A 24,985-nucleotide genomic window follows, 5' to 3' on the forward strand; every position below is an offset into this window, starting at 1 on the left:
GAACGACAAAGGCCACCCGAAGGTGGCCTCTGTGCGCGTGGGGGGGTATAGCGTGTTACTTACTTCTTGGCTTCCCAGCCAGTCAGCTCGGCCAGGGCCTTGCCGATGTCAGCCAGGGAACGCACGGTCTTCACGCCAGCGTCCTGCAGTGCAGCGAATTTCTCGTCTGCAGTGCCTTTGCCGCCGGAGATGATGGCGCCAGCGTGGCCCATACGCTTGCCCGCAGGTGCGGTAACGCCAGCGATGTAGGAAACGACAGGCTTGGTGACGTTGGCCTTGATGTAGGCAGCAGCTTCTTCTTCAGCCGAACCGCCGATCTCACCGATCATGACGATCGCTTCGGTCTTCGGATCTTCCTGGAACAGCTTCAGGATGTCGATGAAGTTGGAGCCTGGGATCGGGTCACCGCCGATGCCGACGCAGGTCGACTGGCCGAAGCCGGCGTCGGTGGTCTGCTTGACCGCTTCGTAGGTCAGGGTGCCGGAACGGGAAACGATACCGACCTTGCCTGGCAAGTGAATGTGACCTGGCATGATGCCGATCTTGCACTCGCCCGGAGTGATGACGCCTGGGCAGTTAGGGCCGATCAGGGTGACACCCAGCTCGTCGCACTTGACCTTGGCGTCCAGCATGTCGAGGGTAGGAATACCTTCGGTGATGCAGACGATCAGCTTGATGCCGCCAAAGGCCGCTTCCAGGATCGAGTCCTTGCAGAACGGAGCCGGAACGTAGATGACCGAAGCGTCAGCGCCGGTTGCTTCCACAGCTTCCTTGACGGTGTTGAACACCGGCAGGCCCAGGTGGGTGGTGCCACCCTTGCCTGGGGTGACGCCGCCGACCATCTTGGTGCCGTAGGCGATGGCTTGTTCGGAGTGGAAAGTACCCTGCGAGCCGGTGAAGCCCTGGCAGATGACTTTGGTGTCTTTATTGATCAGGACGCTCATTACTTGCCCTCCGCAGCTTTGACAACTTGTTGAGCAGCGTCGGTCAGGCTGGTTGCCGCAATGATGTTCAAACCGCTTTCTGCCAGTACTTTAGCGCCCAGTTCGGCGTTGTTGCCTTCGAGGCGGACAACGACCGGTACTTTCACGCCGACTTCTTTCACTGCACCGATGATGCCTTCGGCAATCATGTCGCAACGAACGATACCACCGAAGATGTTGACCAGAACGGCCGCGACATTGCTGTCGGACAGGATGATCTTGAACGCTTCGGTAACGCGTTCCTTGGTAGCGCCGCCGCCAACGTCGAGGAAGTTGGCTGGCTTGCCGCCGTGCAGGTTGACGATGTCCATGGTACCCATGGCCAGACCGGCACCGTTGACCATGCAGCCGATGTTGCCTTCCAGCGCTACGTAGTTCAGTTCGAACTTGGCAGCGTGGGCTTCACGGGCGTCGTCCTGGGACGGGTCGTGGAAGGTCTTCAGCTTAGGCTGACGGTACATGGCGTTGGCATCGATGTTGATCTTGGCATCGAGGCAGTGCAGGTCGCCGTCGGCCTTGATCACCAGCGGGTTCACTTCCAGCAGGGCCAGGTCGTGATCCTTGAACAGCTTGGCCAGACCTACGAAGATCTTGGCGAACTGTTGTACTTGCTTGCCTTCCAGGCCCAGCTGGAATGCCAGCTCGCGACCCTGGAACGGCTGAGCGCCGACCAGCGGGTCGATGGTAGCCTTGAGGATCTTCTCAGGAGTTTCGTGAGCGACTTTCTCGATGTCCACGCCACCTTCGGTGGAAGCCATGAACACGATACGACGGCTCGAACGATCCACTACAGCGCCCAGGTACAGCTCTTTGGCGATGTCAGTGCAGGATTCGACCAGGATCTTGGAGACTGGCTGACCGTTGGCGTCAGTCTGGTAGGTAACCAGATTCTTGCCCAACCACTGCGCAGCGAACGCCTTGGCGTCTTCCTTGCTGCGAACCAGCTTTACGCCGCCCGCTTTACCGCGACCACCAGCGTGGACCTGGGCTTTGACAACCCACTCGGAACCGCCGATCTTGTCGCAGGCTTCTGCGGCTTGCTCAGGGGTATCTACAGCGAAACCCTTGGAAACTGGCAGGCCGTACTCAGCGAACAGCTGTTTACCCTGATACTCGTGAAGATTCATGCTTTTTACCGTCTTCGTTAGGTACTGCGCTTCGGCGCTGCGCTGTTTCCAGAGCCGCGCCACCTGTGACCGTTAACCCCGGATTTTTCCGGTGGCCCGGTCCGGCGGACATTCCGCGGTGGATCTTGCACGCAAGACCCACGACGGGCAGCCCGCCGTGGTTTTTATAATTAACGCTTCTTACGGTTGGCCACGTGAATGGCACCGCCATTCACAGCCAGCGCTGCTTCATGCAACGCTTCGGACAGGGTCGGATGGCTGAAGACCATCATGCCCAGGTCCTCGGCACTGGTGCCGAATTCCATTGCGATCGCGCCTTGCTGAACCAGCTCGGCAGCCGATGGGCCGATCACGTGAACACCCAGGACGCGGTCGGTCTTGGCATCGGCGATGACCTTGACGAAGCCACCGGTGTCGTTGGCAGCCATCGCACGGCCGCTGGCCGCGAACGGGAAGGTGCCCACGTTAACCTCAACGCCTTCGGCTTTCAATGCTTGTTCGGTCTTGCCGACCCACGCGATTTCCGGGTGGGTGTAGATAACCGAAGGGATCAGGTCGTAGTTCATCTGAGCCTTGTGGCCCTTGATGCGCTCGACGACCATGATGCCCTCTTCCGAGGCCTTGTGTGCCAGCATCATGCCGCGAACCACGTCGCCGATGGCGTAGACGCCCGGCACGCTGGTGGCGCAGTAGTCGTCGACGAAGATGTAGCCACGCTCGTCGATGTTCACACCGCTGTCGGCAGCCAGCAGATCAGTGGTCACAGGACGACGGCCGACCGCAACGATCAGCTTGTCGAAGACGATCTTCTGCTCGCCTTCGGCGTTGGTGTAGGTGACTTCGACTTCGTCGCCGTTGACTTTGGAGCCAGTGACGCGCGCGCCCAGCTTGATGGCCAGGCCTTGCTTGGTCAGGGTCTTCTGAGCTTCTTTCGAGACGGCGGTGTCGGCAGCCATCAGGAAGGTGTCCAGCGCTTCCAGCACGGTCACTTCAGCACCCAGGCGAGCCCAGACCGAGCCCAGCTCCAGGCCGATGACGCCAGCGCCGATCACGCCCAGGCGCTTGGGTACCGATTGGAATTCCAGGGCGCCGGTGGAGTCGACGATGACGTTCTGGTCGACCGGAGCCGGCGGAATGTCGATCGGACGCGAGCCGGAGGCCAGGATCACGTTCTCGGCTTCGATGACTTCGGTGGTACCGTCAGCCTTGGTGACTTCGACTTTCTTGCCAGCCAGCAGCTTGCCGTGGCCCTGGATCGAAGTAACGCCGTTGGCCTTGAACAGGGTGGCAACGCCACCGGTCAGGTTCTTGACGATGCCAGCCTTGCGGCCAACCATCGCGGCGACGTCCATCTTCACTTCGCCAGTGGAGATGCCGTGGACGTTGAAGCTTTCTTTTGCTTCCTTGTATTTCCAGGAGCTGTCCAGCAGCGCCTTGGAAGGAATGCAACCTACGTTCAGGCAAGTGCCGCCCAGGGCCAGCTTGCCCTCGGCGTCGGTGTACTTCTCGATACAGGCAGTCTTCAGACCAAGTTGGGCAGCCTTGATGGCAGCAACATAGCCGCCAGGACCCGCACCAATCACCACTACGTCGAATTTCTGGGTCATAAAAGATTCCTTATCAGCTTCAAGCTACAAGCCGCACGCGGCAAGGCGACCTGCTCCGGTCGGGAGCCTGTCGCCTGCAGCGTGCAGCTGCGTGATTAGATGTCCAGCAGCAGACGGGACGGATCTTCCAGCAGGTTCTTGATGGTCACCAGGAAGGTTACCGCTTCCTTGCCGTCGATCAGGCGGTGGTCATAGGACAGCGCCAGGTACATCATCGGGCGAATGACCACTTGGCCATTGATCGCCATCGGACGCTGGATGATGTTGTGCATACCCAGGATCGCGGCCTGCGGCGGGTTGACGATCGGGGTCGACATCATCGAACCGAAGGTACCACCGTTGGTGATGGTGAAGGTACCGCCGGTCATCTCTTCGATCGACAGCTTGCCGTCACGGGCCTTCTTGCCGAAGGTGGCGATGCCGTTCTCGATCTCGGCCAGCGACATCGACTCGGCATTGCGCAGCACCGGTACCACCAGGCCACGGTCGCTGGAGACGGCAACGCCGACGTCCGCGTAGCCATGGTAGACGATGTCGTTGCCATCGATCGAAGCGTTGACTGCCGGGAAGCGCTTCAGCGCCTCGGTGGCGGCCTTGACGAAGAACGACATGAAGCCCAGGCGTACGCCGTTGTGGGTCTTCTCGAACAGGTCCTTGTACTTCGAACGCAGGGCCATGACTTCGGTCATGTCGACTTCGTTGAAGGTGGTCAGCATGGCCATGCTCGACTGGGCTTCGACCAGACGCTCGGCGATCTTGGCGCGCAGGCGGGTCATCGGCACGCGCTTCTCGGTGCGATCGCCAGCAGCGACGACAACCGGAGCAGCGGCAGCAGCAGCCGGCTTGGCAGCAGGTGCGGCAGGGGCCGACTTCTTGTTGGCGACTGCAGCCACCACGTCTTCCTTGGTGATGCGACCGCCTTTACCGGTACCGGAAACGGTCGCCAGGTCGATGCCGTTCTCTTCGGCCAGCTTGCGCGCGGCAGGGGCGGCAACCGGGTCGTCTTCGCCAGCGTCGGCGCCAGCAGCGGCCGGAGCGGCAGCAGGAGCAGCGGCGGCGGCAGGTGCTGCAGCAGCAGCGCCACCTTCAAAGATCGAACCCAGGACTTCGTCGGACAGGACGGTGTCGCCCTCGCCCTTGACGATGTCGCCCAGCACGCCATCGGCGGTGGCCAGGACTTCCAGGACGACCTTGTCGGTCTCGATGTCGACGATCAGCTCGTCACGCTTGACGGCTTCGCCCGGCTTCTTGTGCCAGGTGGCAACGGTGCCATCGGCAACCGATTCCGGGAAGGTTGGGGCTTTGATCTCGATAGCCATTATCAGTGTTTCCTTAAATTCGGTTTCAGGTGCGCGAAGGCATTAGACAGTGAACGCGTCTTGCAGCAGCTTTTCCTGCTGTTCGGCGTGCTTCGATGCGTAACCACAGGCTGGCGCGGCAGAAGCGTCGCGACCGGCGTACTCCAGGACCAGCGCCTTGTTGTGGCGGCCCAGGATACGGCGCATGTGATGCTGGCTGCTGTACCAGGCGCCCTGGTTCATCGGCTCTTCCTGACACCACACTGCATGCTTGAGGTTGGTGTAAGGCGCCAGGATCTCGACCAGGTCGTCCTCAGGGAACGGATACAGCTGCTCGATACGCACGATGGCGATGTCTTCGCGGCCTTCGGCACGGCGTTTTTCCAGCAAGTCGTAGTAGACCTTGCCGCTGCACAGCACCAGGCGCTCGACCTTGGCCGGATCGATGGCATCGATTTCCGGGATCACGGTCTGGAACGAGCCTTCTGCCAGATCTTCCAGCGTCGAGATGGCCAGCTTGTGGCGCAGCAGCGACTTTGGCGTCAGCACGATCAGCGGCTTGCGCAGCGGACGGATGACCTGACGACGCAACAGGTGGTAGATCTGCGCTGGCGTGGTCGGTACGCACACCTGAATGTTGTGCTCGGCGCACAGCTGCAGGTAGCGCTCCAGACGCGCCGAGGAGTGCTCGGGGCCCTGGCCTTCGTAGCCGTGTGGCAGCAGCATGGTCAGGCCGCACAGACGACCCCACTTGTGCTCGCCGCTGGTGATGAACTGGTCGATCACCACCTGCGCACCGTTGGCGAAGTCACCGAACTGAGCTTCCCAGATCACCAGTGCGTTCGGCGTGGTGGTGGAGTAGCCGTATTCGAAGGCCAGTACAGCTTCTTCCGAGAGGTAGGAGTCGTACAGTTCGAACTTCGGCTGGCCCGGGAACAGGTTCTTCAGCGGAACGTAGGTGCTGGCGTCCTTCTGGTTGTGCAGCACCGCGTGACGGTGCGAGAAGGTGCCACGGCCGATGTCCTGGCCGGTCATGCGGATCGGGTGACCTTCGAACTGCAGAGTGGCGTAGGCCATGGTCTCTGCGTAACCCCAGTTGATCGGCAAGCCACCGGCCTGCATCTTCTGGCGATCTTCGTAGATCTTCGCGACCTGGCGCTGGACGACGAAACCTTCCGGCAGCTCGAGCAGCTTGGCCGACAGCTCCTGCAGGGTCTTGAGGTCGAAGCGCGTGTCGTGACGCGCGGTCCAGGCATGGCCCAGGTACGGACGCCAGTCGACGAACAGCTCGCGGTTCGGTTCCTTGACCAGGCTCTTGACCACGTGCAGGCCATTGTCCAGCGCGTTGCGGTACTCGTCGATCTTGGCCTGAGCGCGCTCGGCGTCGATGCGACCGGCTTGAATCAGCGCGTCGGCGTACAGCTCACGGGTGGTGCGCTGCTTGGTGATCTGCTGGTACATCAGCGGCTGGGTGCCATTCGGCTCGTCGGCCTCGTTGTGGCCGCGACGACGGTAGCACACCAGGTCGATCACCACGTCACGCTTGAACTGCATGCGGTAGTCGATGGCCAGTTGCGTCACGAACAGCACAGCTTCAGGATCGTCGCCGTTCACGTGCAGGATCGGCGCCTGGATCATCTTGGCCACGTCGGTGGCGTACTCGGTGGAGCGCGCGTCCAGCGGGTTGCTGATGGTGAAACCGACCTGGTTGTTGATCACGATGTGCACGGTACCGCCGGTCTTGAAACCGCGGGTCTGCGACATCTGGAAGGTTTCCATGACCACGCCCTGGCCTGCGAAGGCCGCGTCGCCGTGGATCGAGATCGGCAGGACCTTGTCGCCGACAGTGTCGTTGCGGCGGTCCTGGCGGGCACGAACCGAACCCTCTACCACTGGCGAGACGATTTCCAGGTGGGACGGGTTGAACGCCATTGCCAGGTGGACTTCACCACCAGGGGTCATGACGTTGCTGGAGAAGCCCTGGTGATACTTCACGTCACCGGAGCCCAGCTCGTTCATCTTCTTGCCTTCGAACTCGTCGAACAGCTCGCGCGGGTTCTTGCCGAAGGTGTTGACGAGCACGTTCAGACGGCCACGGTGGGCCATGCCGATCACGACTTCCTTGGTGCCGTAGGAGCCGGAACGCTGGATCATTTCGTCCAGCATCGGAATCAGGCTTTCGCCGCCTTCCAGACCGAAGCGCTTGGTACCCGGGTACTTGGTGCCCAGGTATTTCTCCAGGCCTTCACCCGCGGTAACGCGCTCGAGCAGGTGAGTCTGCACGTCAACGGAGAAATCAGGACGGCCACGAACGCTTTCGAGGCGCTGCTGGAACCAGCTGCGTTGCTCGGAATCGACGATGTGGGTGAACTCGGCGCCAATGGTGCGACAATATGTCTTCTGCAGCGCCTCGAAGATTTCGCGTAGGCTCGCTTCCTCTTTGCCGATGAACAGGTCGCCGGCACGGAAGGTCGTATCAAGGTCGGCATTGGTCAAGCCGTAGTGATTGATCGACAGGTCTACAGGCGCAGGGCGCTGCCACAACCCCAACGGGTCGAGCTTGGCAGCCTGATGGCCGCGCATACGATAGGCCTGGATCAGTCGCAGCACTTCAACCTGCTTCTTCTCGTGTTCACTGCTCACGCTCCCGGCGGAAACCGGTTGGGCGCGGCGCTGGTTCTTTGCCAGCAGTACGAAATGGTCGCGGATCGTAGAGTGCGATACGTCGGTAGCGGTGCTGCCGTCGGCGGGCAACTTCTGGAAGTAGGTGCGCCACTCTTCTGGCACAGCGTTAGGGTCGTGCAGGTAGAGCTCGTAGAGCTCTTCCACATATGCAGCGTTACCACCTGAAAGGTGGGCGCTTTCCCACATGCGCTGCATCACGCTTTCTTGCATGCTTGGTCACCCTCGGTTAGGGGACGGATCGGCAAGAACCACGCAAACCTGGAAAAGTCCGAACACAGCGACTAACCACGCCACCTGGATCCTGCAGATTTTCCGGGTACCAGCCCGGAAGCCCCTGCTGGTCTCATATCTTCATAGGTAATGAGCGCGGGCTTTTTGGGCCCTTGCTCGGGTTTTACCTCGGCGCGGGCTCACCACCCGCGCTTCGGCTTACTGCTGGTGCAACATTTTTGAATCAGGTGCCGCTCTGCAGCAGCATGTTACGTACGTGGCCGATCGCCTTGGTCGGGTTCAGACCCTTCGGGCAGACGTTCACGCAGTTCATGATCCCGCGGCAGCGGAACACGCTGAACGGGTCATCCAGCGACGCCAGACGCTCTTGCGTCTTGGTGTCACGGCTGTCGGCCAGGAAACGATAGGCCTGCAGCAACGCGGCGGGACCCAGGAACTTGTCCGGGTTCCACCAGAACGATGGGCAGGAGGTCGAGCAGCAAGCGCACAGGATGCACTCGTACAGACCGTCCAGCTTGTCGCGATCTTCCGGCGACTGCAGACGCTCGATGGCCGGAGCCGGAGTGTCGTTCTGCAGGAATGGCTTCACCTTCTCGTACTGCTTGTAGAAGATGCTCATATCGACGACCAGGTCACGAATGACCGGCAAACCTGGCAGCGGACGCAGGACCAGCTTGTTGCCCTTGACCACACCCGACAGCGGGGTGATGCAGGCCAGGCCGTTCTTGCCGTTCATGTTCATGCCATCGGAACCGCAAACGCCTTCACGGCAGGAGCGACGGTACGAGAAGCCCTCGTCCTTCTCCTTGATCAGCGCCAGTACGTCCAGCACCATCAGGTCCTTGCCACCGGTATCGACGTCGAACGACTCCATCTTGGGCGCCGAGTCGGTGTCCGGGTTGTAACGATAAACTTCGACTTTCAACATAGCGGCCACCCTTAGTAAGTCCGGACTTTTGGTTCGAAGGCAGGAACTGTCTTCGGCGCAAAGTTGACGCCACGCTTGGCGACGCGCTTCTCACCCGGGTAGTACAGGGTGTGGCACAGCCAGTTCTCGTCGTCACGGTCTTCGAAGTCTTCACGGGCGTGCGCGCCGCGGGACTCTTTACGGGCTTCGGCTGCGATGGCGGTCGCTTCGGCAACTTCCAGCAGGTTCTGCAGCTCCAGCGCTTCGATACGCGCGGTGTTGAAGGCCTGGGACTTGTCGTTGATCTTGACGTTGGCAATGCGGTCACGCAGGCCGGCCAACTGCTCGATACCCTTCTGCATGTATTCGCCAGTACGGAATACACCGAAGTAGTTCTGCATGCAGCTCTGCAGCTCGCGCTTGAGGCTTGCGACATCTTCGCCAGTGGTGCGCTCGTTGAGCTTGTTCAGGCGGTTCAGGGCAACGTCGACATCGGTGTCGCTCGCGTCGCGGTACTCGACGCCGTCGCTCAGTGCCTTTTCCAGGTGCAGGCCGGCAGCGCGACCGAATACCACCAGGTCGAGCAGCGAGTTGCCGCCCAGGCGGTTGGCACCGTGAACCGATACGCACGCCACTTCACCCACAGCGAACAGGCCTGGGATGATCTGATCCTTGCCTTCGGCGTCCATGGTGATGGCCTGGCCATGAATGTTGGTGGCAACGCCGCCCATCATGTAGTGGCAGGTCGGCACGACCGGAACCGGCGCGACCACCGGGTCGACGTGGGCGAAGGTCTTGGACAGCTCGCAGATGCCTGGCAGGCGGCTGTGCAGCACTTCCTCGCCCAGGTGGTCCAGCTTCAGCAGTACGTGGTCCTTGTTCGGGCCCACGCCGTTGCCGGCGATGATTTCCTTGACCATGGAACGGGCGACCACGTCGCGGCCAGCCAGGTCCTTCGCGTTCGGCGCGTAACGCTCCATGAAGCGCTCGCCGTGGGCGTTGATCAGGTAGCCACCCTCACCGCGGCAACCTTCGGTGACCAGTACACCGGCGCCGGCGATACCGGTCGGGTGGAACTGCCACATCTCGATGTCCTGCACCGGCACGCCTGCACGCAGGGCCATGCCGATACCGTCGCCGGTGTTGATCAGGGCGTTGGTGGTGGAGGCGTAGATACGGCCCGCACCGCCGGTGGCCAGAACGGTGGCCTTGGACTTGATGTACATGGTTTCGCCGGTTTCGATGCAGATCGCGATCACACCGACGAAAGCGCCGTCCTGGTTCTTGACCAGGTCAACGGCGTAGTACTCGTTGAGGAAGGTGGTGCCCGCCTTCAGGTTGCCCTGATAGAGGGTGTGCAGCAGGGCGTGACCGGTACGGTCGGACGCGGCGCAAGTACGCGCAGCCTGGCCGCCCTTGCCGAAGTCCTTGGACTGGCCACCGAACGGACGCTGGTAGATACGGCCGGTTTCGGTACGCGAGAACGGCAGGCCCATGTGGTCCAGCTCGAAAACCGCAGCCGGGCCTTCCTGACACATGTATTCGATAGCGTCCTGGTCACCGATGTAGTCGGAACCCTTGACGGTATCGTACATGTGCCAGCGCCAGTCGTCGTTCGGGTCGGCCGAAGCGATGGCGCAGGTGATGCCGCCCTGGGCGGATACAGTGTGCGAACGGGTCGGGAACACCTTGGTGACTACTGCGGTCTTGTGGCCGCCTTGAGCCAGCTGCAGTGCTGCGCGCATGCCCGCACCGCCGCCACCGATGATGATGGCGTCGAACGAAATGGTTGGAATGTTAGCCATGAATCAGATACCCCAGAGAATCTGCACACCCCAGACGAAGTAAGCGAACATCGCAACGCCGCATACCGCCTGGAACAGGAAACGAATCGCAGTCGCCGACTTGCCGAACGACATCGGCGTCAGGTAGTCGGTGGCAATGGTCCACATGCCGACCCAGGCGTGAGCGCCCAGGGCAACGAGTGCCAGCAGACTGAAGATCCGCATCGCGTTGTTGGAGAACAGAGCGTGCCACTGGGCATAGTCGATGCCCGGGTGGATCGCGAGGTAGCCGATCAGGAAAATGAAGTAAGCCGCGAGAACGACCGCCGAGACGCGCTGCGCCATCCAGTCATAGAGGCCCGAACGCGACAGGTTCGTGACATTAGTTACCATACCCAAACTCCCGCCAGAACGATCAGCACCACGGAGATGACGATCACGATTTTCGAGCCCAGCTTGCCGCCTTCCAGCGTCTCACCGACACCCATGTCCATGATCAGGTGGCGAACACCTGCGACGAGGTGATACAGCAGGCCGGACAGCAGGCCCCAGGTCACCAGTTTGGCCAGCGGACTGGTCAGACACGCCTTCACCTCGGCAAAGCCCTCCTCGGAACCCAGCGACTTGCCCAATGCGTACAGCATGATGGCAAGGCCGAGGAACAGGATGACGCCGGAAATACGGTGAAGAATGGACGTGTACGCGGTGATCGGGAGTTTGATGGTCCTTAGGTCTAGGTTTACAGGTCGTTGGCTTTTCACGGCTTTTTTCACACTGAAGAGCCCCTAGCGAACAGGGCAAAGTTGTTGGTAAGTGTACTGGTCAGGTACCCACCACCGAAGAGAACACGACACCCAGCAGGGCGGGCTGGAAAGCCCCTGGGAGTCGGCTGCCGAGTATAGACAGTTAGGCTGCTTATGACAACGTAAGGGGCTAGCCCGAATAGCGCATTGCCTTTAGCGAACAAAAGGCGTAAACGGGCGGCAATTTCGTGAAAATCATGGGCTTGGAGGGTGTTTCAACCAGCCTTTAGGCAAATTGACATTCGAATTTATCCCTCTATAGTGGTGCGGGCCCTGCGTGGGGGGTCTGTCTGATGATTTCAAGCATTAATAGGAGGCCACATGGCTGACAAAAAAGCGCAGTTGGTCATCGAGGGCGCAGCCCCCGTAGAGCTGCCCATTTTAACCGGCACCGTTGGTCCCGATGTTATCGACGTCCGCGGGTTGGGGGCATCCGGTCACTTCACCTTCGACCCCGGTTTCATGGCGACCGCCTCGTGCGAGTCGAAGATCACCTACATCGACGGCGACAAGGGCGTGCTGCTGCACCGCGGCTACCCGATCGAACAGCTCGCCGAGCAATCGGACTACCTGGAAACCTGCTACCTGCTGCTCAACGGCGAATTGCCGAACGCAGAGCAGAAGGCCCAGTTCGTCAGCACCGTGAAGAACCACACCATGGTCCACGAGCAGCTGAAGTCCTTCTTCAACGGTTTCCGCCGCGACGCCCACCCGATGGCCGTCATGTGCGGCGTGGTCGGCGCCCTCTCGGCGTTCTATCACGACTCGCTGGACATCAATAACCCGCAGCACCGCGAAATCTCCGCCGTGCGCCTGGTCGCGAAGATGCCGACGCTTGCAGCGATGGTGTACAAGTACTCCATGGGCCAACCCATGATGTACCCGCGCAACGACCTGTCGTACGCAGAAAACTTCCTGCACATGATGTTCAACACCCCGTGCGAGATCAAACCGATCAGCCCGGTGCTGGCCAAGGCGATGGACCGGATCTTCATCCTCCACGCCGACCACGAGCAGAACGCCTCCACCTCCACCGTGCGCCTGGCCGGGTCTTCGGGTGCCAACCCGTTCGCCTGTATCGCCGCCGGTATCGCCGCACTGTGGGGCCCTGCCCACGGCGGTGCGAACGAAGCGGTCCTGACCATGCTCGATGAAATCGGCGATGTCTCGAACATCGACAAGTTCATCGCCAAGGCCAAGGACAAGAACGATCCGTTCAAACTGATGGGCTTCGGTCACCGCGTTTACAAGAACCGCGACCCGCGCGCCACCGTGATGAAGCAGACCTGCGACGAAGTCCTGCGCGAGCTGGGCATCAAGGACGATCCGCAGCTGGAACTGGCGATGCGCCTGGAAGAGATCGCCCTGACCGATCCGTACTTCATCGAGCGCTCGCTGTACCCGAACGTCGACTTCTACTCGGGGATCATCCTCAAGGCGATCGGCATTCCAACCAGCATGTTCACCGTGATCTTCGCCCTGGCACGTACCGTGGGCTGGATCTCGCACTGGAAGGAAATGCTCTCCGGCCCGTACAAGATTGGCCGTCCGCGCCAGCTGTACACCGGCGAGCCGCAGCGCGACATCACCGCACTGAAAGACCGCAAGTAAGCTGCCCAGGCCGAACGCAAGAAGGCTGCCCTCGGGCAGCCTTTTTCATTGGGCCATTCGACGAAAGAACCTCAGTTCTTCTCGGCCCGCTCACGCAAGCCTTTCAGCGTATTGAACGGCGCATCCACCACGAACTTGTTGGCCAACCACGAAGGCACGCTACCACCCGGCTCGGTGTGCACCTGATAAGTCACCTCGGTACTGTCGCCCTTGGGCACCAGCTTCCAGAAGCCCTCGACCTGCGCCACGCGCACGAAGCCCTTCTCCTCCGGCAGGTACTTCGGATCACCCTCGAGCTTGCGGGTCAGGCTGCCATCGGCTTCCTGCACCGTGGTCACGTGCAGGATCGAATCGCGCGGCGTCACCGGCCAGGGCGTATTGAACTGGGTGTAGGTCCAGCTCTGGTCGCCCTCATGCTTGAGCAGCTTCTGCGACTTGCACTCATGCACCCAGGCGCAGGCGCCGGCTACATCCTCCTGCAGCGCCTTGACCTTGGCCAGCGGCGCCTTGATGACGGTCACCCCACGGTAGGCCTTGTACTTGGAACCCGACACCTCGCTGAGGGACACCTTGATGCCCTCCTCGTCCTTGGCCACCTGCCAGCTCTCGGCCCAGGCCGTCGGCGCCAGCAAGACACCCATGCCACACAGCAGTACAACGCGCTTGATCGATCTCATCATCTTGTTCCTTTTGTCGAAGATCCAAACGTCACGCCGCCGTCATCTGCTCCAGCCAGCCAATGATCCTGATCGCATCGTCGCGATCGCTGCCGCAGACATCCACCTCGGCCTTGAACCCGCCACAGACCTTTGGCCGTTCGGGCTTGCCGAACAAGGCGCAGAGATAGTCCACGGACAGGTGCAGGCAACGCTCGCCCGCCGGCTTGCCCTGGGGCATACCGGGGATCGGCGAACTGATGGACGGGGCAATGCAGCAGGCACCGCAGCCCTCGCGGCATTTCATGACAACTGGACTCCCTGGAACTGGACGGGACGGACATCCCTGGATACTAACCGCTCAAACATATGTTTGAAATTACCGAACCGATGAAATCCGCGGTGACTCGGCAGTCAGTTGCGAAATTCGAAATCGATGGCGGCACCCTCGACATCACGGCGACTGTCGTTGCGCAACTGCAACTGCATTTCGTTGCTGATGAGCCGGCCGTTGAGCTGGAACGGGCTGTCATCGGACGCGGGCTTTTCGGGGAACATCGATGGCAGCAAGGGTTTGCGCGTCGACGAGGCATTGCCGACATCCGGCTTGAGGTTCTTCACCATCTCGGTCGGCAGGCTCAGATCAAGCTTGGGATTGGGCAGTGGCTTGCTCGCCGCCTTGCTGACCGGCTTGCTCTTCGGCTTTGGCTTAGGCTTGCTTGCCGGTTTACTGGCCGTCTTCGCCGGGGTCTTGACCGCCGGTTTGGCGGTCTTGCTCTGGGAGACTTCGCTCTTGGCCTGCACCTGCGCAGCCCGCACCGACGCACCCGGCAACCAGGGCAGCGCAAGACACAGGATCAGGGCAATAGGGCGAAACGCATTCATGGGCATCAAGAGCATGGCATCAAAATGCCTATGCTCCCTGTTCCCTGCCCTTATGACAAGCTACAAAATCGAGACAGCGGACTCTCGACACAATTGTTGGGCCAGCAGCCCCAAGGTCATCACCGCCCGCTCTGCCTCCTTGCTCCAGGGAATCCCGCAATTGAGGCGGATGCAGTGGTTGAATTGCTCGGTGTTGCTGAAGATCAGGCCAGGCGCGATGCTGATGCCCTGCTCCAGCGCCCGGACATGCAACTCCTGGGTATTGACTCGCCCCGGCAGGCTGACCCAGAGAATGAACCCACCCGTGGGCCGGGTCATCTGCGTGCCGTCCGGGAAGTGCTGCTGCACCGCCAGCTGATAGGCACTGAGATTCTTGCGGTACTCCTGGCGAATGAAACGCAGGTGGCGGTCGTAGCCGCCATTCTCGAGATAGGCCGCCACACCCATCTGGGTGACACTGCAGGCCGAATGCGTGGTGAAGGTCTGCAGGCGCTGGATCTCGTCCTGGTAGCGCCCAGGAATCATCCAGCCGACCCGAACCCCTGGCGACAGCGTCTTGGAGAAGCTCGAACAGTAAATCACTCGATCCAGCCGGTCGAACGCCTTCAGCGCCTTGGTTCGCCCCTGCTCGAACATCAGCTCGCCATAGATGTCGTCCTCGACGATCTGGATATCGAAGTCTGACGCCAGGCGCAGCAACTGTTTCTGCCGCTCTTCCGGAATGGTCCCACCCAGAGGGTTGCTCAGGCGCGCCGTCAGCACCAGGGCCTTGATCGACCACTGGTTGGCCGCCAGTTGCAGCGCCTCGAGGCTGATGCCGGTGGACGGGTCGCTGGGAATCTCGATCACCTTCAGACCCAGCAAGTCCGCCAACTGCAGCAGCCCATAGTAGGTCGGCGACTCGGCGGCGATCAGGTCGCCAGGACGCGTCAACACGCGCAGCGCCATTTGCAGGGCATCGACACAGCCATGGGTGACAATCACCTCGCGCGGGTCGACCAGCACGCCAGCGTCACGCATGCGGATGGCGATCTGCCGGCGCAGCGGCTCGAACCCCGGGCTGAACATGTAGCTGAAGGCACGCGGGCTGTGGAACCGCGTCACCTTGGCGATCTGCTGGTGCAGGGCCCGAACCGGCAGATAGTCCACATGGGGAACAGCAGCGCCAAACGGGAACACGCCATCGCGGCGCGCTTCAGTGAGCACTTGCTGGATGATACTGGCCCGGGTGACCAACCCAGGGCGCTCGACCCGGGCGATATCCGGAGTCTGCGCGGTCAGGGCGGGCGTCTGGTGGACATAGTAGCCAGACTGCGGGCGGGCACGGATCAGCCCCTGATCCTCGAGGTTGGCGTAGGCCTGCAGCACCGTGGCATGACTGACATTGAGCTGGGCGCTCATCTTGCGCACGGAAGGCACGCGCTCGCCTGGCTGGTAGACACCGCGACGGATGTCATCGGCCAGTTGCTGGGCAATGCGCTGGTACAACAGCAGGTTGGTCATGGTGATTCTCGAAGCGCGGACGGGTTCGTTGTTCTTGTACGACTCACAGTCGACACAGAATACCGTAACAGTTGCAAAGTGTACTGGGACAGTTCCGAGAATAGTCGACATTACACTTGCTTGACAGCGGCGAACAGACGAACCGTCAGCGCGGGTGCCAGGCAGCACCCGAACAGCACTCAGCGCGGCGGCGCGAGCTTGCCCTTCTCATCGGAGAACACGATCTCCACACGGCGGTTCTGCGCCCTGCCCCGCTCCGAGGCGTTGACCTCGACCGGGTACTGATCGCCATACCCCTCGACCTCGATGCGCTTTTCATCGATGCCCAGGTCGACCAGCATGTCCGCCACCGACTGCGCACGGTCACGGGACAGCTTCAGGTTGTCTTCGGACGCCCCGGTGCTGTCGGTGTAGCCCTCGATCCGCACCACGCGGCGCGGGTTGAGCTGCAGGAACTGCACCAGCTTGAGCACCGTGCGACTGGCGGAGTTCTTGAGCTCCGCCTCGCCGGTGTCGAACAGCACGTCCCCCAGCGTCATCACAAGGCCGCGATCGGCCTGCTCCGATGCCAGGGCGGCGATCTGCGATTCGACCCACTTGCCCTGCTGCTGCACGCTGGCCAGCTTCGCCTCACGCAGCGCCAGTTGCAGGCGCTGGCGCTCCAGATCGAGCTTGGCCAGGCGCTCCTGGTTCAGTGCCAGATTGGCGTGCTCGCGGGCGATCTCGCTGTAGCGCTGGCTGAGGTAGGCATAGTGACGTACATCGGTGCCGCTGCCGACATAACTGGCCAGACGCTCTGCACGCGCCAGCGACTCACCGGCACGGATCACATCGCGCGGTGCACTGCGCAGCACGTCGGAGTTGTCCTTGACCTTCTGGAACGCAGCCGTGGCATCGTCCAACGCCGACTCGCTGCGCTGGCTCGCGCAACCCTGCAGACCGGCAGCCAACGCCAGCACGACCAGGGCAGCACCGGGCTTGAATGTTCGGCTCATGGCTGCACCTCCAGCTGCTTGCGCAGGCGCTTGATACGCGACTCGGTCACCTTCAACTGTTCTTCGCTTTTCTGGGTCAACACCTGAGCCTCGGCCAGGCGTGCATCCAGCTCGGCCTGCTCAGCGCGCATGCGCGCATCACGAAAGTCTTCGCTGACCATGTTGGTCTTGGCTCGGGCGAACTTGTCTTCGGCCAGCTTGAACGCCTCGACCTGCTCGGTCGCGCCGACAGCCTTGGCCTGCTCCAGCGCCTGCTCGGACAGGCGCATCTGCTCATGAGGAGCCGGATCGTTGGCACAACCGGCCAGGGCTGCAACAGCCAGGACCAGGATCAGTGGTTGGATTCTCACGCATTCTTCCTACTGTTTGGGGGCGTCCCCGGTCATCTGCATCTGCGCTTTCCAGCGCTCCACATTCCGCTGCAGCACCGCCTCGGAGGCGCCAGAGATCGGCAATTCTGTCAGCTTTTTCGCCAGTTGCCCACGCAGCCAGGCATCGTTACAGGCCGAATTGTGTGACACCGCCAGGTACAGCCCCGGACGATCCACCGGCAGGCCGCGTGCGACGAGGTCGTTGCTCATGCCCAGGCTCTGGGTCATGGCCATCCCCGAATAGCGCCCCGCCAATACGTAGTCGACCTGCCCCAGCACCAGCTTCTGGAAGGCCTGGGTGAGATTCTGCGCAGGCACCAGCTTGAGCTGGGACTTGGCGAACGCCTCGAACGCCGGGGTCAGCCGGGCCTTCTCCGAAAGGCTGCCCTGATAGCGGGCCAGATCCGCCGGACCGTCGAAATCCAATGCCGAATCATGGCGAGTCCAGACCAGGTATTCGTTGAGCTGCAAGGGGGGATGGATGTAGTCCAGCGCGGTCAACTGACCGACTTGCATCGGCGTGTCCAGCAACAGGTCCATGCGCCCGCTGCGCACCTCCTCCAGCGCCTGCTCGCGGCGCCCGGCATGCAGCACCTCGACCCTCACCCCCAACTCGCCCGCCACCTGGCGCAACAGGTCGACATTGGCACCGATCAGATGCCGGGGGTCTTGCGGGTCCTGCCAAGAGTACGGCGGTGCATCCGGGCTGCCGGTGGCCACCAGCTTTTCACACTTGCCGGCGGCCATCGCCTGCGAGGATACCAAGGCCACCATGCAGGCCAGCAACCGACCCGTTCTGCCAAACGCCATTACCTTACTCCTTGCCAGCCATGCAAAAAAAAGCCCGACCCCTGTCACGAGGGTCGGGCTTCTTTATAAGTGAAGCGCTCGGATCAGACCAGCTTTTCCAGCTCCGGCACCGCCTCGAAGAGGTCGGCAACCAGGCCGTAGTCGGCCACCTGGAAGATCGGGGCTTCTTCGTCCTTGTTGATCGCGACGATCACCTTGGAGTCCTTCATGCCCGCCAGGTGCTGGATCGCGCCGGAGATACCGACGGCGATGTACAGTTGCGGTGCGACGATCTTGCCGGTCTGGCCGACCTGCATGTCGTTCGGCACGAAGCCTGCGTCGACCGCAGCGCGCGAAGCGCCGACAGCGGCGCCGAGCTTGTCGGCCAGGGCGTACAGGTGCTTGAAGTTGTCACCGTTGCCCATGCCACGGCCGCCGGAGACGACGATCTTGGCAGCGGTCAGCTCGGGACGGTCGGACTTGGCCAGCTCTTCGTTGACGAAGGCCGACTTCCCGGCGTCGTGGGCGGCAGCAACGGCTTCCACCGCAGCCGAACCACCTTCGGCGGCCACGGCGTCGAAGCCGGTGGTGCGCACGGTGATGACCTTGACCGCAGCGCTCGATTGCACGGTGGCAATGGCGTTACCGGCATAGATCGGACGCTTGAAGGTATCGGCGGATTCGACCGAGACGATCTCGGAGATCTGGTCGACGTCCAGCAGCGCGGCGACGCGCGGCAGGATGTTCTTGCCGTTGGTGGTGGCCGGAGCCAGCACGTGGCTGTAGCCCTTGGCCAGCTCGACGATCAGTGGCGCGACGTTTTCCGGCAGGGCGTGGGCATAGGCCGCATTGTCAGCGACCAGCACCTTGGCAACGCCAGCGATCTTGGCCGCAGCCTCGGCTACGCCGCCGACGTTCTGGCCTGCGACCAGCACGTGGACGTCGCCACCGATCTTGGCGGCAGCAGCGACAGTGTTCAGGGTGGCCGGGGCTACGGCACCGTTCTCGTGTTCAGCGACAACCAGGATAGTCATTTAGATTACCTTCGCTTCGTTCTTCAGCTTCTCGACCAGTTCGGCCACCGACTTGACCTTGATACCGGCGCTGCGTGCAGCAGGCGCTTCGACTTTGATGGTCTTGGTGGTGGAGGCGGTGGATACGCCCAGCGCATCTGGAGTCACGGTCTCCAGCGGCTTCTTCTTGGCCTTCATGATGTTCGGCAGCGACGCATAGCGCGGCTCGTTCAGACGCAGGTCGGTGGTGACGATCGCCGGCAGGTTCAGCGCGACGGTCTGCAGGCCGCCATCGATCTCACGGGTGACGTTCAGCTTGTCGCCAGCCACTTCGACCTTGGAGGCGAAGGTGCCCTGGGCGTAGCCGGTCAGCGCAGCCAGCATCTGGCCGGTCTGGTTGTTGTCACTGTCGATGGCCTGTTTGCCGAGGATGACCAGCTGCGGCTGCTCTTTATCGACGATGGCCTTCAGCGCCTTGGCCACGGCCAGGGAGTTCAGTTCCTCGCTGGTCTCGACCAGGATGGCACGATCGGCACCCAGTGCCAGGGCGGTACGCAGTTGCTCCTGGGCGGCGGTCGGGCCGACGGCAACGGCGACGATCTCGGTCGCAACGCCCTTCTCTTTCAGGCGCACGGCTTCTTCCACGGCGATTTCGCAGAAGGGGTTCATGGACATCTTGACGTTTGCAAGGTCGACGCCGGAGTTGTCCGCCTTGACGCGAACCTTGACGTTGTAGTCGACCACTCGTTTGACAGCTACAAGAACCTTCATGGATTCCTCGTTACTCTCCGGTGAAAAGAATGTCGCCTGGGGCGTGCCCGGCGAATGCGCGTGGGTACAAGGACACCTCTGAAAACGTTCCGGGTCGAGCGAAATTTGCCATGACCGATCAGTCCTGTGCGGACTGGCGGGGCAAAACCCGCGGGTCATTTCCTGTCGTGGCGTGTAGACTCCACTACAAAAAAGGTTTCAGCCTGTATTCCCTGCTCTACGCCTGGTTTTTAGAGGTGCACCTGCGCCCGACGGTCAGCCTACGGCGAGCGTAAAACCGCTCGTATCTTGACCGTAACACCCAATCCGGTCAATACGGCAAATTGGCCAGCCTCCAGCCGCCCTCCTGTGATTTTACTGGGCTGCGGCAAATTCAAACAAACGTTTGTATTGGACCCGCCAAGTGGTGTAGATATAATGCGCGGCCAAGACAAAACGGTGTAGTCCGCCACCGGCACGGCTACAGCTGCCCCGACCGTGAGCGGGCATCCGACACCCATAAGACAAGCAACGCGATGAGCCTTGAGTAGGAGAGAACCTGTGGAACGCGAATACATGGAATTCGACGTGGTCATCGTCGGCGCAGGCCCGGCGGGCCTGTCTGCCGCCTGCCGCCTGAAGCAGAAGGCCGCCGAAGCCGGTAACGAGATCAGCGTCTGCGTGGTCGAGAAAGGCTCCGAGGTCGGCGCCCACATCCTCTCCGGTGCGGTCTTCGAACCCCGCGCGCTGAACGAGCTGTTCCCCGACTGGAAAGAACTCGGCGCCCCGCTGAACACCGAGGTCAAGCGCGACGACATCTATGTGCTAAAGGACCAGGGCAGTTCGGTCAAGGTGCCGGACCTGTTCGTGCCCAAGACCATGCACAACCAGGGCAACTACATCATCTCGCTGGGTAACCTGTGCCGCTGGCTGGCCCAGCAGGCCGAGAACCTGGGCGTGGAAATCTACCCGGGCTTCGCCGCCCAGGAAGCGCTGTTCGACGAGAACGGCGTAGTCCGTGGCATCGTCACCGGCGACCTGGGCGTCGACCGCGAAGGTCAGCCCAAGGACGGCCTGTACACCCCCGGCATGGAGCTGCGCGCCAAGTACACCCTGTTCGCCGAAGGTTGCCGCGGCCACATCGGCAAGCAGCTGATCAAGCGCTTCGACCTGGACAGCGAAGCCGACGTGCAGCACTACGGCATCGGCATCAAGGAAATCTGGGAGATCGACCCGAGCAAGCACGAGCAAGGCCTGGTCGTGCACACCGCCGGCTGGCCGCTGGATGTGGTGAGCGCCGAGAACACCGGCGGCTCGTTCCTCTACCACCTGGAGAACAACCAGGTAGTAGTTGGCTTGATCGTCGACCTGTCCTACGCCAATCCCTACCTGTCGCCGTTCGACGAGTTCCAGCGCCTGAAGCACCACCCGGTGATCAGCCAGTACCTGGAAGGCGGCAAGCGCATCAGCTACGGCGCCCGCGCCATCTGCAAGGGCGGCCTGAACTCGCTGCCGAAGATGGTGTTCAACGGCGGCGCGCTGATCGGCTGCGACCTGGGCACCCTGAACTTCGCCAAGATCAAGGGCAGCCACACGGCGATGAAGTCCGGCATGCTGGCCGCCGATGCAGTGGCCGATGCCCTGTTCGCCGGCAGCGAAGGTGGCGACGCCCTCAACAGCTACGTCGAGGCGTTCAAGGCCAGCTGGCTGTATGAAGAGCTGTACGCCAGCCGCAACTTCGGCCCGGCCATGCACAAGTTCGGGCCACTGTTCGGCGCTGCGTTCAACTATGTCGACCAGAACTGGTTCGGCGGCAAGCTGCCGTTCACCCTGCACGACACCAAGCCCGACTACGCCTGCATGAAGCTGGCTGCCGACGCGAAAAAGATCGACTACCCAAAGCCCGACGGCAAGCTCAGCTTCGACAAGCTCAGCTCGGTGTTCCTCTCCAGCACCAACCATGAAGAGGAACAACCCTGCCACCTGAAGCTGACCGATCCGAACGTGCCGATCGCCACCAACCTGCCACTGTACGACGAGCCGGCCCAGCGTTACTGCCCGGCCGGGGTCTACGAAGTGGTCACCCAGGAAGACGGCAGCAAGCGCTTCCAGATCAACGCGCAGAACTGCGTGCACTGCAAGACCTGCGACATCAAGGATCCGTCGCAGAACATCACCTGGGTCACCCCAGAAGGTGCCGGCGGCCCTAACTACCCCAACATGTAAGGCCCGCGCCGCATGTAAAAAAGCCCCCTGGCAGCGATGCCAGGGGGCTTTTTCATCTGCTGCCGATACTCAGGACAGCACCACCGCGTCCTGCTCGAACAACGCCCAACCACCCTTGCCATCGACCTCCAGCCGGTGGCTGTGAAAGCCAGCCAGCGTGCTGCGGTGCCCGACACTCACCAGCAAGGTTTCCGGCATTTCGTTGCGTAGCAGCGAATACAAGGCATGTTCCAAACCTTCATCCATCGCCGAAGTGGACTCATCGAGAAACACCACATGCGGCTGGTTGAACAGCACCCGGGCAAACGCCAGGCGCTGCTGCTCGCCGATCGACAGGATGCGCGTCCAGTCGCGGCTTTCCTCCAGGCGCTCGGCCAGATGCGCCAGGTTCACTTGCCGCAATGCCTGCTGCATCCGTGCATCCTGCTCCTGGCCGACCTGGGCCGGGTAGGCGATGGCGGTGCGCAGATCCCCCAACGGCAGGTAAGGCCGCTGCGACAGGAACAGCGCCTGCTCCCCCAAAGGCCTCGCGACCGCCCCTTCTGCATAAGGCCACAATCCCGCCAGGGCTCGAAGCAGCGTGGTCTTGCCGCTGCCCGAAGGCCCCTTGATCAGCAATGCCTGCCCGGCCTGCAGGTTCAGGCTCAGGTCGGCAATCAACCGATGGCCATCCGGACGCAGCACCTGCAAACCCGCGATATCCAGGGCCCGCGGCAGCTCGCGGGTTGCCACGTGCGGCAGCTCGCTGGCCTGGTGGTTGGCATCGAGAAAACCGGTGAGACGATCGAGGGTCGCGCGGTAGCTGGCAAAGGTGTCGTAGGACTCCCGGAAAAACGATAACGAATCCTGCACCTGCCCGAACGCCTGCGACGTCTGCATCACATCACCCAGCTTGATCGCTCCGCTGAAAAAGCGCGGCGCCTGCAGGATGAACGGGAACACCACCGCCACCTGGCTGACACCCAGGTTGAAACCGTTGAACTTCAGGCTCCGCCAGACCAGTGCCCAGACATTGCCGATCAAGGCGAAGAAACGCCCGAGCAACGTGCCCCGCTCGACCTGCGCGCCCTGGTAGAAGGCAATGTTCTCGGCGTTCTCGCGCAAGCGCATCAGTGCGTAGCGAAAGTTCGCCGTGAGCTTTTCGTTGAGGAAGTTCAGGCGAATCAACGGCCGCCCGAGGCGGAAAGCGATCCAGGTGGCGATGAGCACATAGACGTACACCGCAAACACCATCGCCCGCGGCACCTCGACTCCAGCCACTGTCAGCGGCGCCGACAGCCCCCAGAGAATGCCGGTGAAGGCAACCAGCGAGACCAACGCACTCACTGCCCCGAGGGCCAGCGACACCGAGCCGGTAACGAAGGCATTGACGTCCAGCTCGATACGCTGGTCCGGGTTGTCCACCGGCTCTTCTAGGAACTGCCCGCGGTAGTAGGCATCGCCATGCATCCAGTCGGCGGTCAGGCGCTCGGTCAGCCAGACCCGCCAGTGGATGTTGAACGACTGGGTGACGTAGTAGTTGAACAGAGAACGCAGCACATGAATGGTCGCCAGTACCGCGAACACCCCGAGCAGGTACCAGAACGCGGTCTGGTCCAGGCCCTGCAGGGCGCTATAGAAACCGTTGTACCAGAACGAGAACAGCACGTTCATGCGCACCGAGAACAGCGCCAGGAACAGCAGCAGGGCAAACACCAACAGCGGACGCCAACTGCGCCTGAAGCTGAAGTAATCGCCTGCCAGTTGCCAGAACTGCTGGCCCCAGCGAGTAAAGCGCACCGCCAGGAAAGCGGCGGCGGTGAAGCCGACAAGGGTGATCAATGAAGCGACTGCAAGCCAGCTCAGGCTCTCTTGCAGGGCCTGGTGCCAGTTCATTTCCATGGTGGGGTTTCCGTGGCGAGTATTTACCCGAGCCTAGCACCGGCCGGGGCTGGCGAAGATGACGGAGGTTTCATGTTGGGCGTGCCATGAACGCTAAACAGGCGACAAGCCGATGATGGTCCGCCCGATGCACTTGTCGAAAACCGCTTCCAGCGGCGAATAATCGCAAACAACTGCCGCTATGTTCGCAGCCACCCACTCATCAGGATCGACCGACCACCAGTCGATTTCAAAACCCGCGTTCAAGATCACGTGTTCGTAAAGAATCCGCTGAGCTCGCCCATTTCCCTCGCGAAATGGATGGACCATGTTCAAATCGCCAAAGCTTTCTGCCACGGCGCGGATCAGATCCGCACGCGAATAGCCCTCATACCAGCTTTGCCGTGCAAGGCTGCTGAATACTTTTGAAGCTTCGGTTTCAATGCGACTCATATTGCAGAAACGCGTGTGGCCTTTGGAAATATCGAGCGTGCGGATTTCTCCAGCCCACGCATAAATATCCTGAAAAAGCGCGCGATGAAGCCTCTGGAGATAGGGAAGATCGTAAGGAGGAAGCTCGAATGGGAGCTGGCTGGCGGCGAGCTCGGAAAAGTCCCGCTCGGCCCTGGCAAGCGCTGACTCATCACGAAGATCAAGTAGATTGCACAGGACGACCGTACCGGGATAACAGTAGGCGTCCTGTCCGACACCGTACTTGTCCAAGGATCAAACCTGCTTGCGGTAGTGACGCAACAACTCTTCCTTGGACGGGAGCTTACGCTCGGCGGAGTCAGGCGTGACATCAAAACCCTCAAGGCGCAGACTGGCTGCGTAGTTCGAGCGGCGAGTCTTTTCCCAAGCTGCTTTTTTGGTTTCCAAGCTGATGCCTTTCACCGTTCAA

The 24,985-nt window shown here is 61.5% G+C and carries 23 protein-coding genes; 2 read left to right on the plus strand and 21 right to left on the minus strand.

Features of this window, described 5'->3' with window-relative positions; genetic code table 11:
• Positions 1–59: 59 nt before the first annotated feature.
• The 9 genes from sucD to sdhC form a co-directional block, all read right to left on the minus strand.
• A complete protein-coding gene (gene sucD / locus ACMGGG_RS15325) occupies positions 60–944 on the minus strand; it encodes a succinate--CoA ligase subunit alpha (protein ID WP_016393102.1) in 885 nt (294 codons plus the stop codon).
• On the minus strand, positions 944–2,110 hold the full coding sequence (gene sucC / locus ACMGGG_RS15330) for an ADP-forming succinate--CoA ligase subunit beta (RefSeq protein ID WP_011534748.1): 1,167 nt from the start codon (positions 2,108–2,110) through the stop codon (positions 944–946). The genes sucD and sucC overlap by 1 nt, the downstream gene beginning before the upstream one ends.
• A 170-nt stretch (positions 2,111–2,280) precedes the next feature.
• Positions 2,281–3,717 (minus strand): dihydrolipoyl dehydrogenase, encoded by a 1,437-nt coding sequence (gene lpdA, locus ACMGGG_RS15335; RefSeq protein WP_414154004.1) that lies wholly within the window; start codon positions 3,715–3,717, stop codon positions 2,281–2,283.
• 95 nt (positions 3,718–3,812) lie between these two features.
• Positions 3,813–5,036 (minus strand): 2-oxoglutarate dehydrogenase complex dihydrolipoyllysine-residue succinyltransferase, encoded by a 1,224-nt coding sequence (odhB, locus tag ACMGGG_RS15340; RefSeq protein WP_414154005.1) that lies wholly within the window; start codon positions 5,034–5,036, stop codon positions 3,813–3,815.
• 42 nt (positions 5,037–5,078) lie between these two features.
• Entirely contained in the window at positions 5,079–7,910 is a 2,832-nt protein-coding gene (locus ACMGGG_RS15345) for a 2-oxoglutarate dehydrogenase E1 component (protein ID WP_063545586.1), read from the minus strand.
• Positions 7,911–8,154: 244 nt separating this feature from the next.
• Positions 8,155–8,859 carry a succinate dehydrogenase iron-sulfur subunit gene (locus ACMGGG_RS15350; protein ID WP_012315348.1) on the minus strand — a complete coding sequence of 235 codons (705 nt, stop codon included), beginning with the start codon at positions 8,857–8,859 and terminating at the stop codon, positions 8,155–8,157.
• Positions 8,860–8,870: 11 nt separating this feature from the next.
• On the minus strand, positions 8,871–10,643 hold the full coding sequence (gene sdhA, locus ACMGGG_RS15355; RefSeq protein ID WP_054894254.1) for a succinate dehydrogenase flavoprotein subunit: 1,773 nt from the start codon (positions 10,641–10,643) through the stop codon (positions 8,871–8,873).
• 3 nt (positions 10,644–10,646) lie between these two features.
• Entirely contained in the window at positions 10,647–11,015 is a 369-nt protein-coding gene (gene sdhD / locus ACMGGG_RS15360; protein WP_054894255.1) for a succinate dehydrogenase, hydrophobic membrane anchor protein, read from the minus strand.
• A complete protein-coding gene (gene sdhC, locus ACMGGG_RS15365; RefSeq protein WP_023628897.1) occupies positions 11,009–11,395 on the minus strand; it encodes a succinate dehydrogenase, cytochrome b556 subunit in 387 nt (128 codons plus the stop codon). Before sdhC ends, sdhD begins: the two co-directional genes overlap by 7 nt.
• Positions 11,396–11,746: 351 nt before the next feature.
• Between sdhC and gltA the strand changes: the two genes are divergently transcribed.
• Positions 11,747–13,036, plus strand: a complete 1,290-nt coding sequence (gene gltA / locus ACMGGG_RS15370; protein ID WP_054894257.1) for a citrate synthase — start codon at positions 11,747–11,749, stop codon at positions 13,034–13,036.
• A 71-nt stretch (positions 13,037–13,107) separates the two neighbouring features.
• Here the strand turns inward: gltA and ACMGGG_RS15375 are convergent, their stop codons facing one another.
• The 9 genes from ACMGGG_RS15375 to ACMGGG_RS15415 all read right to left on the minus strand — a co-directional run bounded on the left by ACMGGG_RS15375 (position 13,108) and on the right by ACMGGG_RS15415 (position 20,019).
• Positions 13,108–13,713: an START domain-containing protein gene (locus ACMGGG_RS15375; protein ID WP_153774980.1), complete on the minus strand. Its 606-nt coding sequence runs from the start codon at positions 13,711–13,713 to the stop codon at positions 13,108–13,110.
• Between the two features lie 31 nt (positions 13,714–13,744).
• Positions 13,745–13,999 (minus strand): YkgJ family cysteine cluster protein, encoded by a 255-nt coding sequence (locus ACMGGG_RS15380; RefSeq protein WP_054894259.1) that lies wholly within the window; start codon positions 13,997–13,999, stop codon positions 13,745–13,747.
• Positions 14,000–14,106: 107 nt separating this feature from the next.
• The gene (locus tag ACMGGG_RS15385; RefSeq protein ID WP_112898755.1) at positions 14,107–14,577 is read right to left on the minus strand and encodes a hypothetical protein; all 471 of its coding nucleotides are present in this window, start codon (positions 14,575–14,577) and stop codon (positions 14,107–14,109) included.
• Between the two features lie 60 nt (positions 14,578–14,637).
• Entirely contained in the window at positions 14,638–16,080 is a 1,443-nt protein-coding gene (locus ACMGGG_RS15390) for a PLP-dependent aminotransferase family protein (protein WP_054894261.1), read from the minus strand.
• Between the two features lie 179 nt (positions 16,081–16,259).
• Positions 16,260–17,075, minus strand: coding sequence for an OmpA family protein (locus tag ACMGGG_RS15395; protein ID WP_414154006.1), 816 nt, complete (start codon positions 17,073–17,075; stop codon positions 16,260–16,262).
• On the minus strand, positions 17,072–17,425 hold the full coding sequence (locus tag ACMGGG_RS15400) for a DUF4398 domain-containing protein (RefSeq protein WP_054894263.1): 354 nt from the start codon (positions 17,423–17,425) through the stop codon (positions 17,072–17,074). The genes ACMGGG_RS15395 and ACMGGG_RS15400 overlap by 4 nt, the downstream gene beginning before the upstream one ends.
• Positions 17,426–17,434: 9 nt before the next feature.
• Complete coding sequence (locus ACMGGG_RS15405; RefSeq protein ID WP_065864901.1) at positions 17,435–18,256, minus strand: substrate-binding periplasmic protein; 822 nt, start codon at positions 18,254–18,256, stop codon at positions 17,435–17,437.
• Between the two features lie 83 nt (positions 18,257–18,339).
• Positions 18,340–19,269, minus strand: coding sequence for an electron transfer flavoprotein subunit alpha/FixB family protein (locus ACMGGG_RS15410; RefSeq protein ID WP_063545592.1), 930 nt, complete (start codon positions 19,267–19,269; stop codon positions 18,340–18,342).
• The gene (locus ACMGGG_RS15415) at positions 19,270–20,019 is read right to left on the minus strand and encodes an electron transfer flavoprotein subunit beta/FixA family protein (protein WP_063545593.1); all 750 of its coding nucleotides are present in this window, start codon (positions 20,017–20,019) and stop codon (positions 19,270–19,272) included.
• A gap of 540 nt (positions 20,020–20,559) precedes the next feature.
• On the opposite strand from ACMGGG_RS15415, the gene ACMGGG_RS15420 reads away from it, so the two are divergent.
• A complete protein-coding gene (locus ACMGGG_RS15420; RefSeq protein WP_063545594.1) occupies positions 20,560–22,224 on the plus strand; it encodes an electron transfer flavoprotein-ubiquinone oxidoreductase in 1,665 nt (554 codons plus the stop codon).
• Positions 22,225–22,293: 69 nt separating this feature from the next.
• Here ACMGGG_RS15420 and ACMGGG_RS15425 read toward each other — a convergent pair whose 3' ends face one another.
• From ACMGGG_RS15425 to ACMGGG_RS15435, 3 genes are all read right to left on the minus strand, one after another.
• Positions 22,294–24,105, minus strand: coding sequence for an ABC transporter ATP-binding protein/permease (locus tag ACMGGG_RS15425; protein WP_063545595.1), 1,812 nt, complete (start codon positions 24,103–24,105; stop codon positions 22,294–22,296).
• Between the two features lie 93 nt (positions 24,106–24,198).
• Positions 24,199–24,807, minus strand: coding sequence for a Fic/DOC family protein (locus ACMGGG_RS15430; protein ID WP_414154007.1), 609 nt, complete (start codon positions 24,805–24,807; stop codon positions 24,199–24,201).
• Between the two features lie 3 nt (positions 24,808–24,810).
• Complete coding sequence (locus tag ACMGGG_RS15435; protein WP_081255289.1) at positions 24,811–24,978, minus strand: YhfG family protein; 168 nt, start codon at positions 24,976–24,978, stop codon at positions 24,811–24,813.
• Positions 24,979–24,985 lie beyond the last annotated feature (7 nt).

The organism is Pseudomonas sp. BNK-44-b, from assembly GCF_047456245.1.
GTDB classification, from domain to species: domain Bacteria; phylum Pseudomonadota; class Gammaproteobacteria; order Pseudomonadales; family Pseudomonadaceae; genus Aquipseudomonas; species Aquipseudomonas machongensis.

Coding starts and splice junctions, on each gene's coding strand:
- sucD (WP_016393102.1), bottom strand. CDS start 944: ATGAGCGTCCTGATCAATAAAGACACCAAAGTCATCTGCCAGGGCTTC.
- sucC (WP_011534748.1), bottom strand. CDS start 2,110: ATGAATCTTCACGAGTATCAGGGTAAACAGCTGTTCGCTGAGTACGGC.
- lpdA (WP_414154004.1), bottom strand. CDS start 3,717: ATGACCCAGAAATTCGACGTAGTGGTGATTGGTGCGGGTCCTGGCGGC.
- odhB (WP_414154005.1), bottom strand. CDS start 5,036: ATGGCTATCGAGATCAAAGCCCCAACCTTCCCGGAATCGGTTGCCGAT.
- ACMGGG_RS15345 (WP_063545586.1), bottom strand. CDS start 7,910: ATGCAAGAAAGCGTGATGCAGCGCATGTGGGAAAGCGCCCACCTTTCA.
- ACMGGG_RS15350 (WP_012315348.1), bottom strand. CDS start 8,859: ATGTTGAAAGTCGAAGTTTATCGTTACAACCCGGACACCGACTCGGCG.
- sdhA (WP_054894254.1), bottom strand. CDS start 10,643: ATGGCTAACATTCCAACCATTTCGTTCGACGCCATCATCATCGGTGGC.
- sdhD (WP_054894255.1), bottom strand. CDS start 11,015: ATGGTAACTAATGTCACGAACCTGTCGCGTTCGGGCCTCTATGACTGG.
- gltA (WP_054894257.1), top strand. CDS start 11,747: ATGGCTGACAAAAAAGCGCAGTTGGTCATCGAGGGCGCAGCCCCCGTA.
- ACMGGG_RS15375 (WP_153774980.1), bottom strand. CDS start 13,713: ATGAGATCGATCAAGCGCGTTGTACTGCTGTGTGGCATGGGTGTCTTG.
- ACMGGG_RS15380 (WP_054894259.1), bottom strand. CDS start 13,999: ATGAAATGCCGCGAGGGCTGCGGTGCCTGCTGCATTGCCCCGTCCATC.
- ACMGGG_RS15385 (WP_112898755.1), bottom strand. CDS start 14,577: ATGAATGCGTTTCGCCCTATTGCCCTGATCCTGTGTCTTGCGCTGCCC.
- ACMGGG_RS15390 (WP_054894261.1), bottom strand. CDS start 16,080: ATGACCAACCTGCTGTTGTACCAGCGCATTGCCCAGCAACTGGCCGAT.
- ACMGGG_RS15395 (WP_414154006.1), bottom strand. CDS start 17,075: ATGAGCCGAACATTCAAGCCCGGTGCTGCCCTGGTCGTGCTGGCGTTG.
- ACMGGG_RS15405 (WP_065864901.1), bottom strand. CDS start 18,256: ATGGCGTTTGGCAGAACGGGTCGGTTGCTGGCCTGCATGGTGGCCTTG.
- ACMGGG_RS15410 (WP_063545592.1), bottom strand. CDS start 19,269: ATGACTATCCTGGTTGTCGCTGAACACGAGAACGGTGCCGTAGCCCCG.
- ACMGGG_RS15415 (WP_063545593.1), bottom strand. CDS start 20,019: ATGAAGGTTCTTGTAGCTGTCAAACGAGTGGTCGACTACAACGTCAAG.
- ACMGGG_RS15425 (WP_063545595.1), bottom strand. CDS start 24,105: ATGGAAATGAACTGGCACCAGGCCCTGCAAGAGAGCCTGAGCTGGCTT.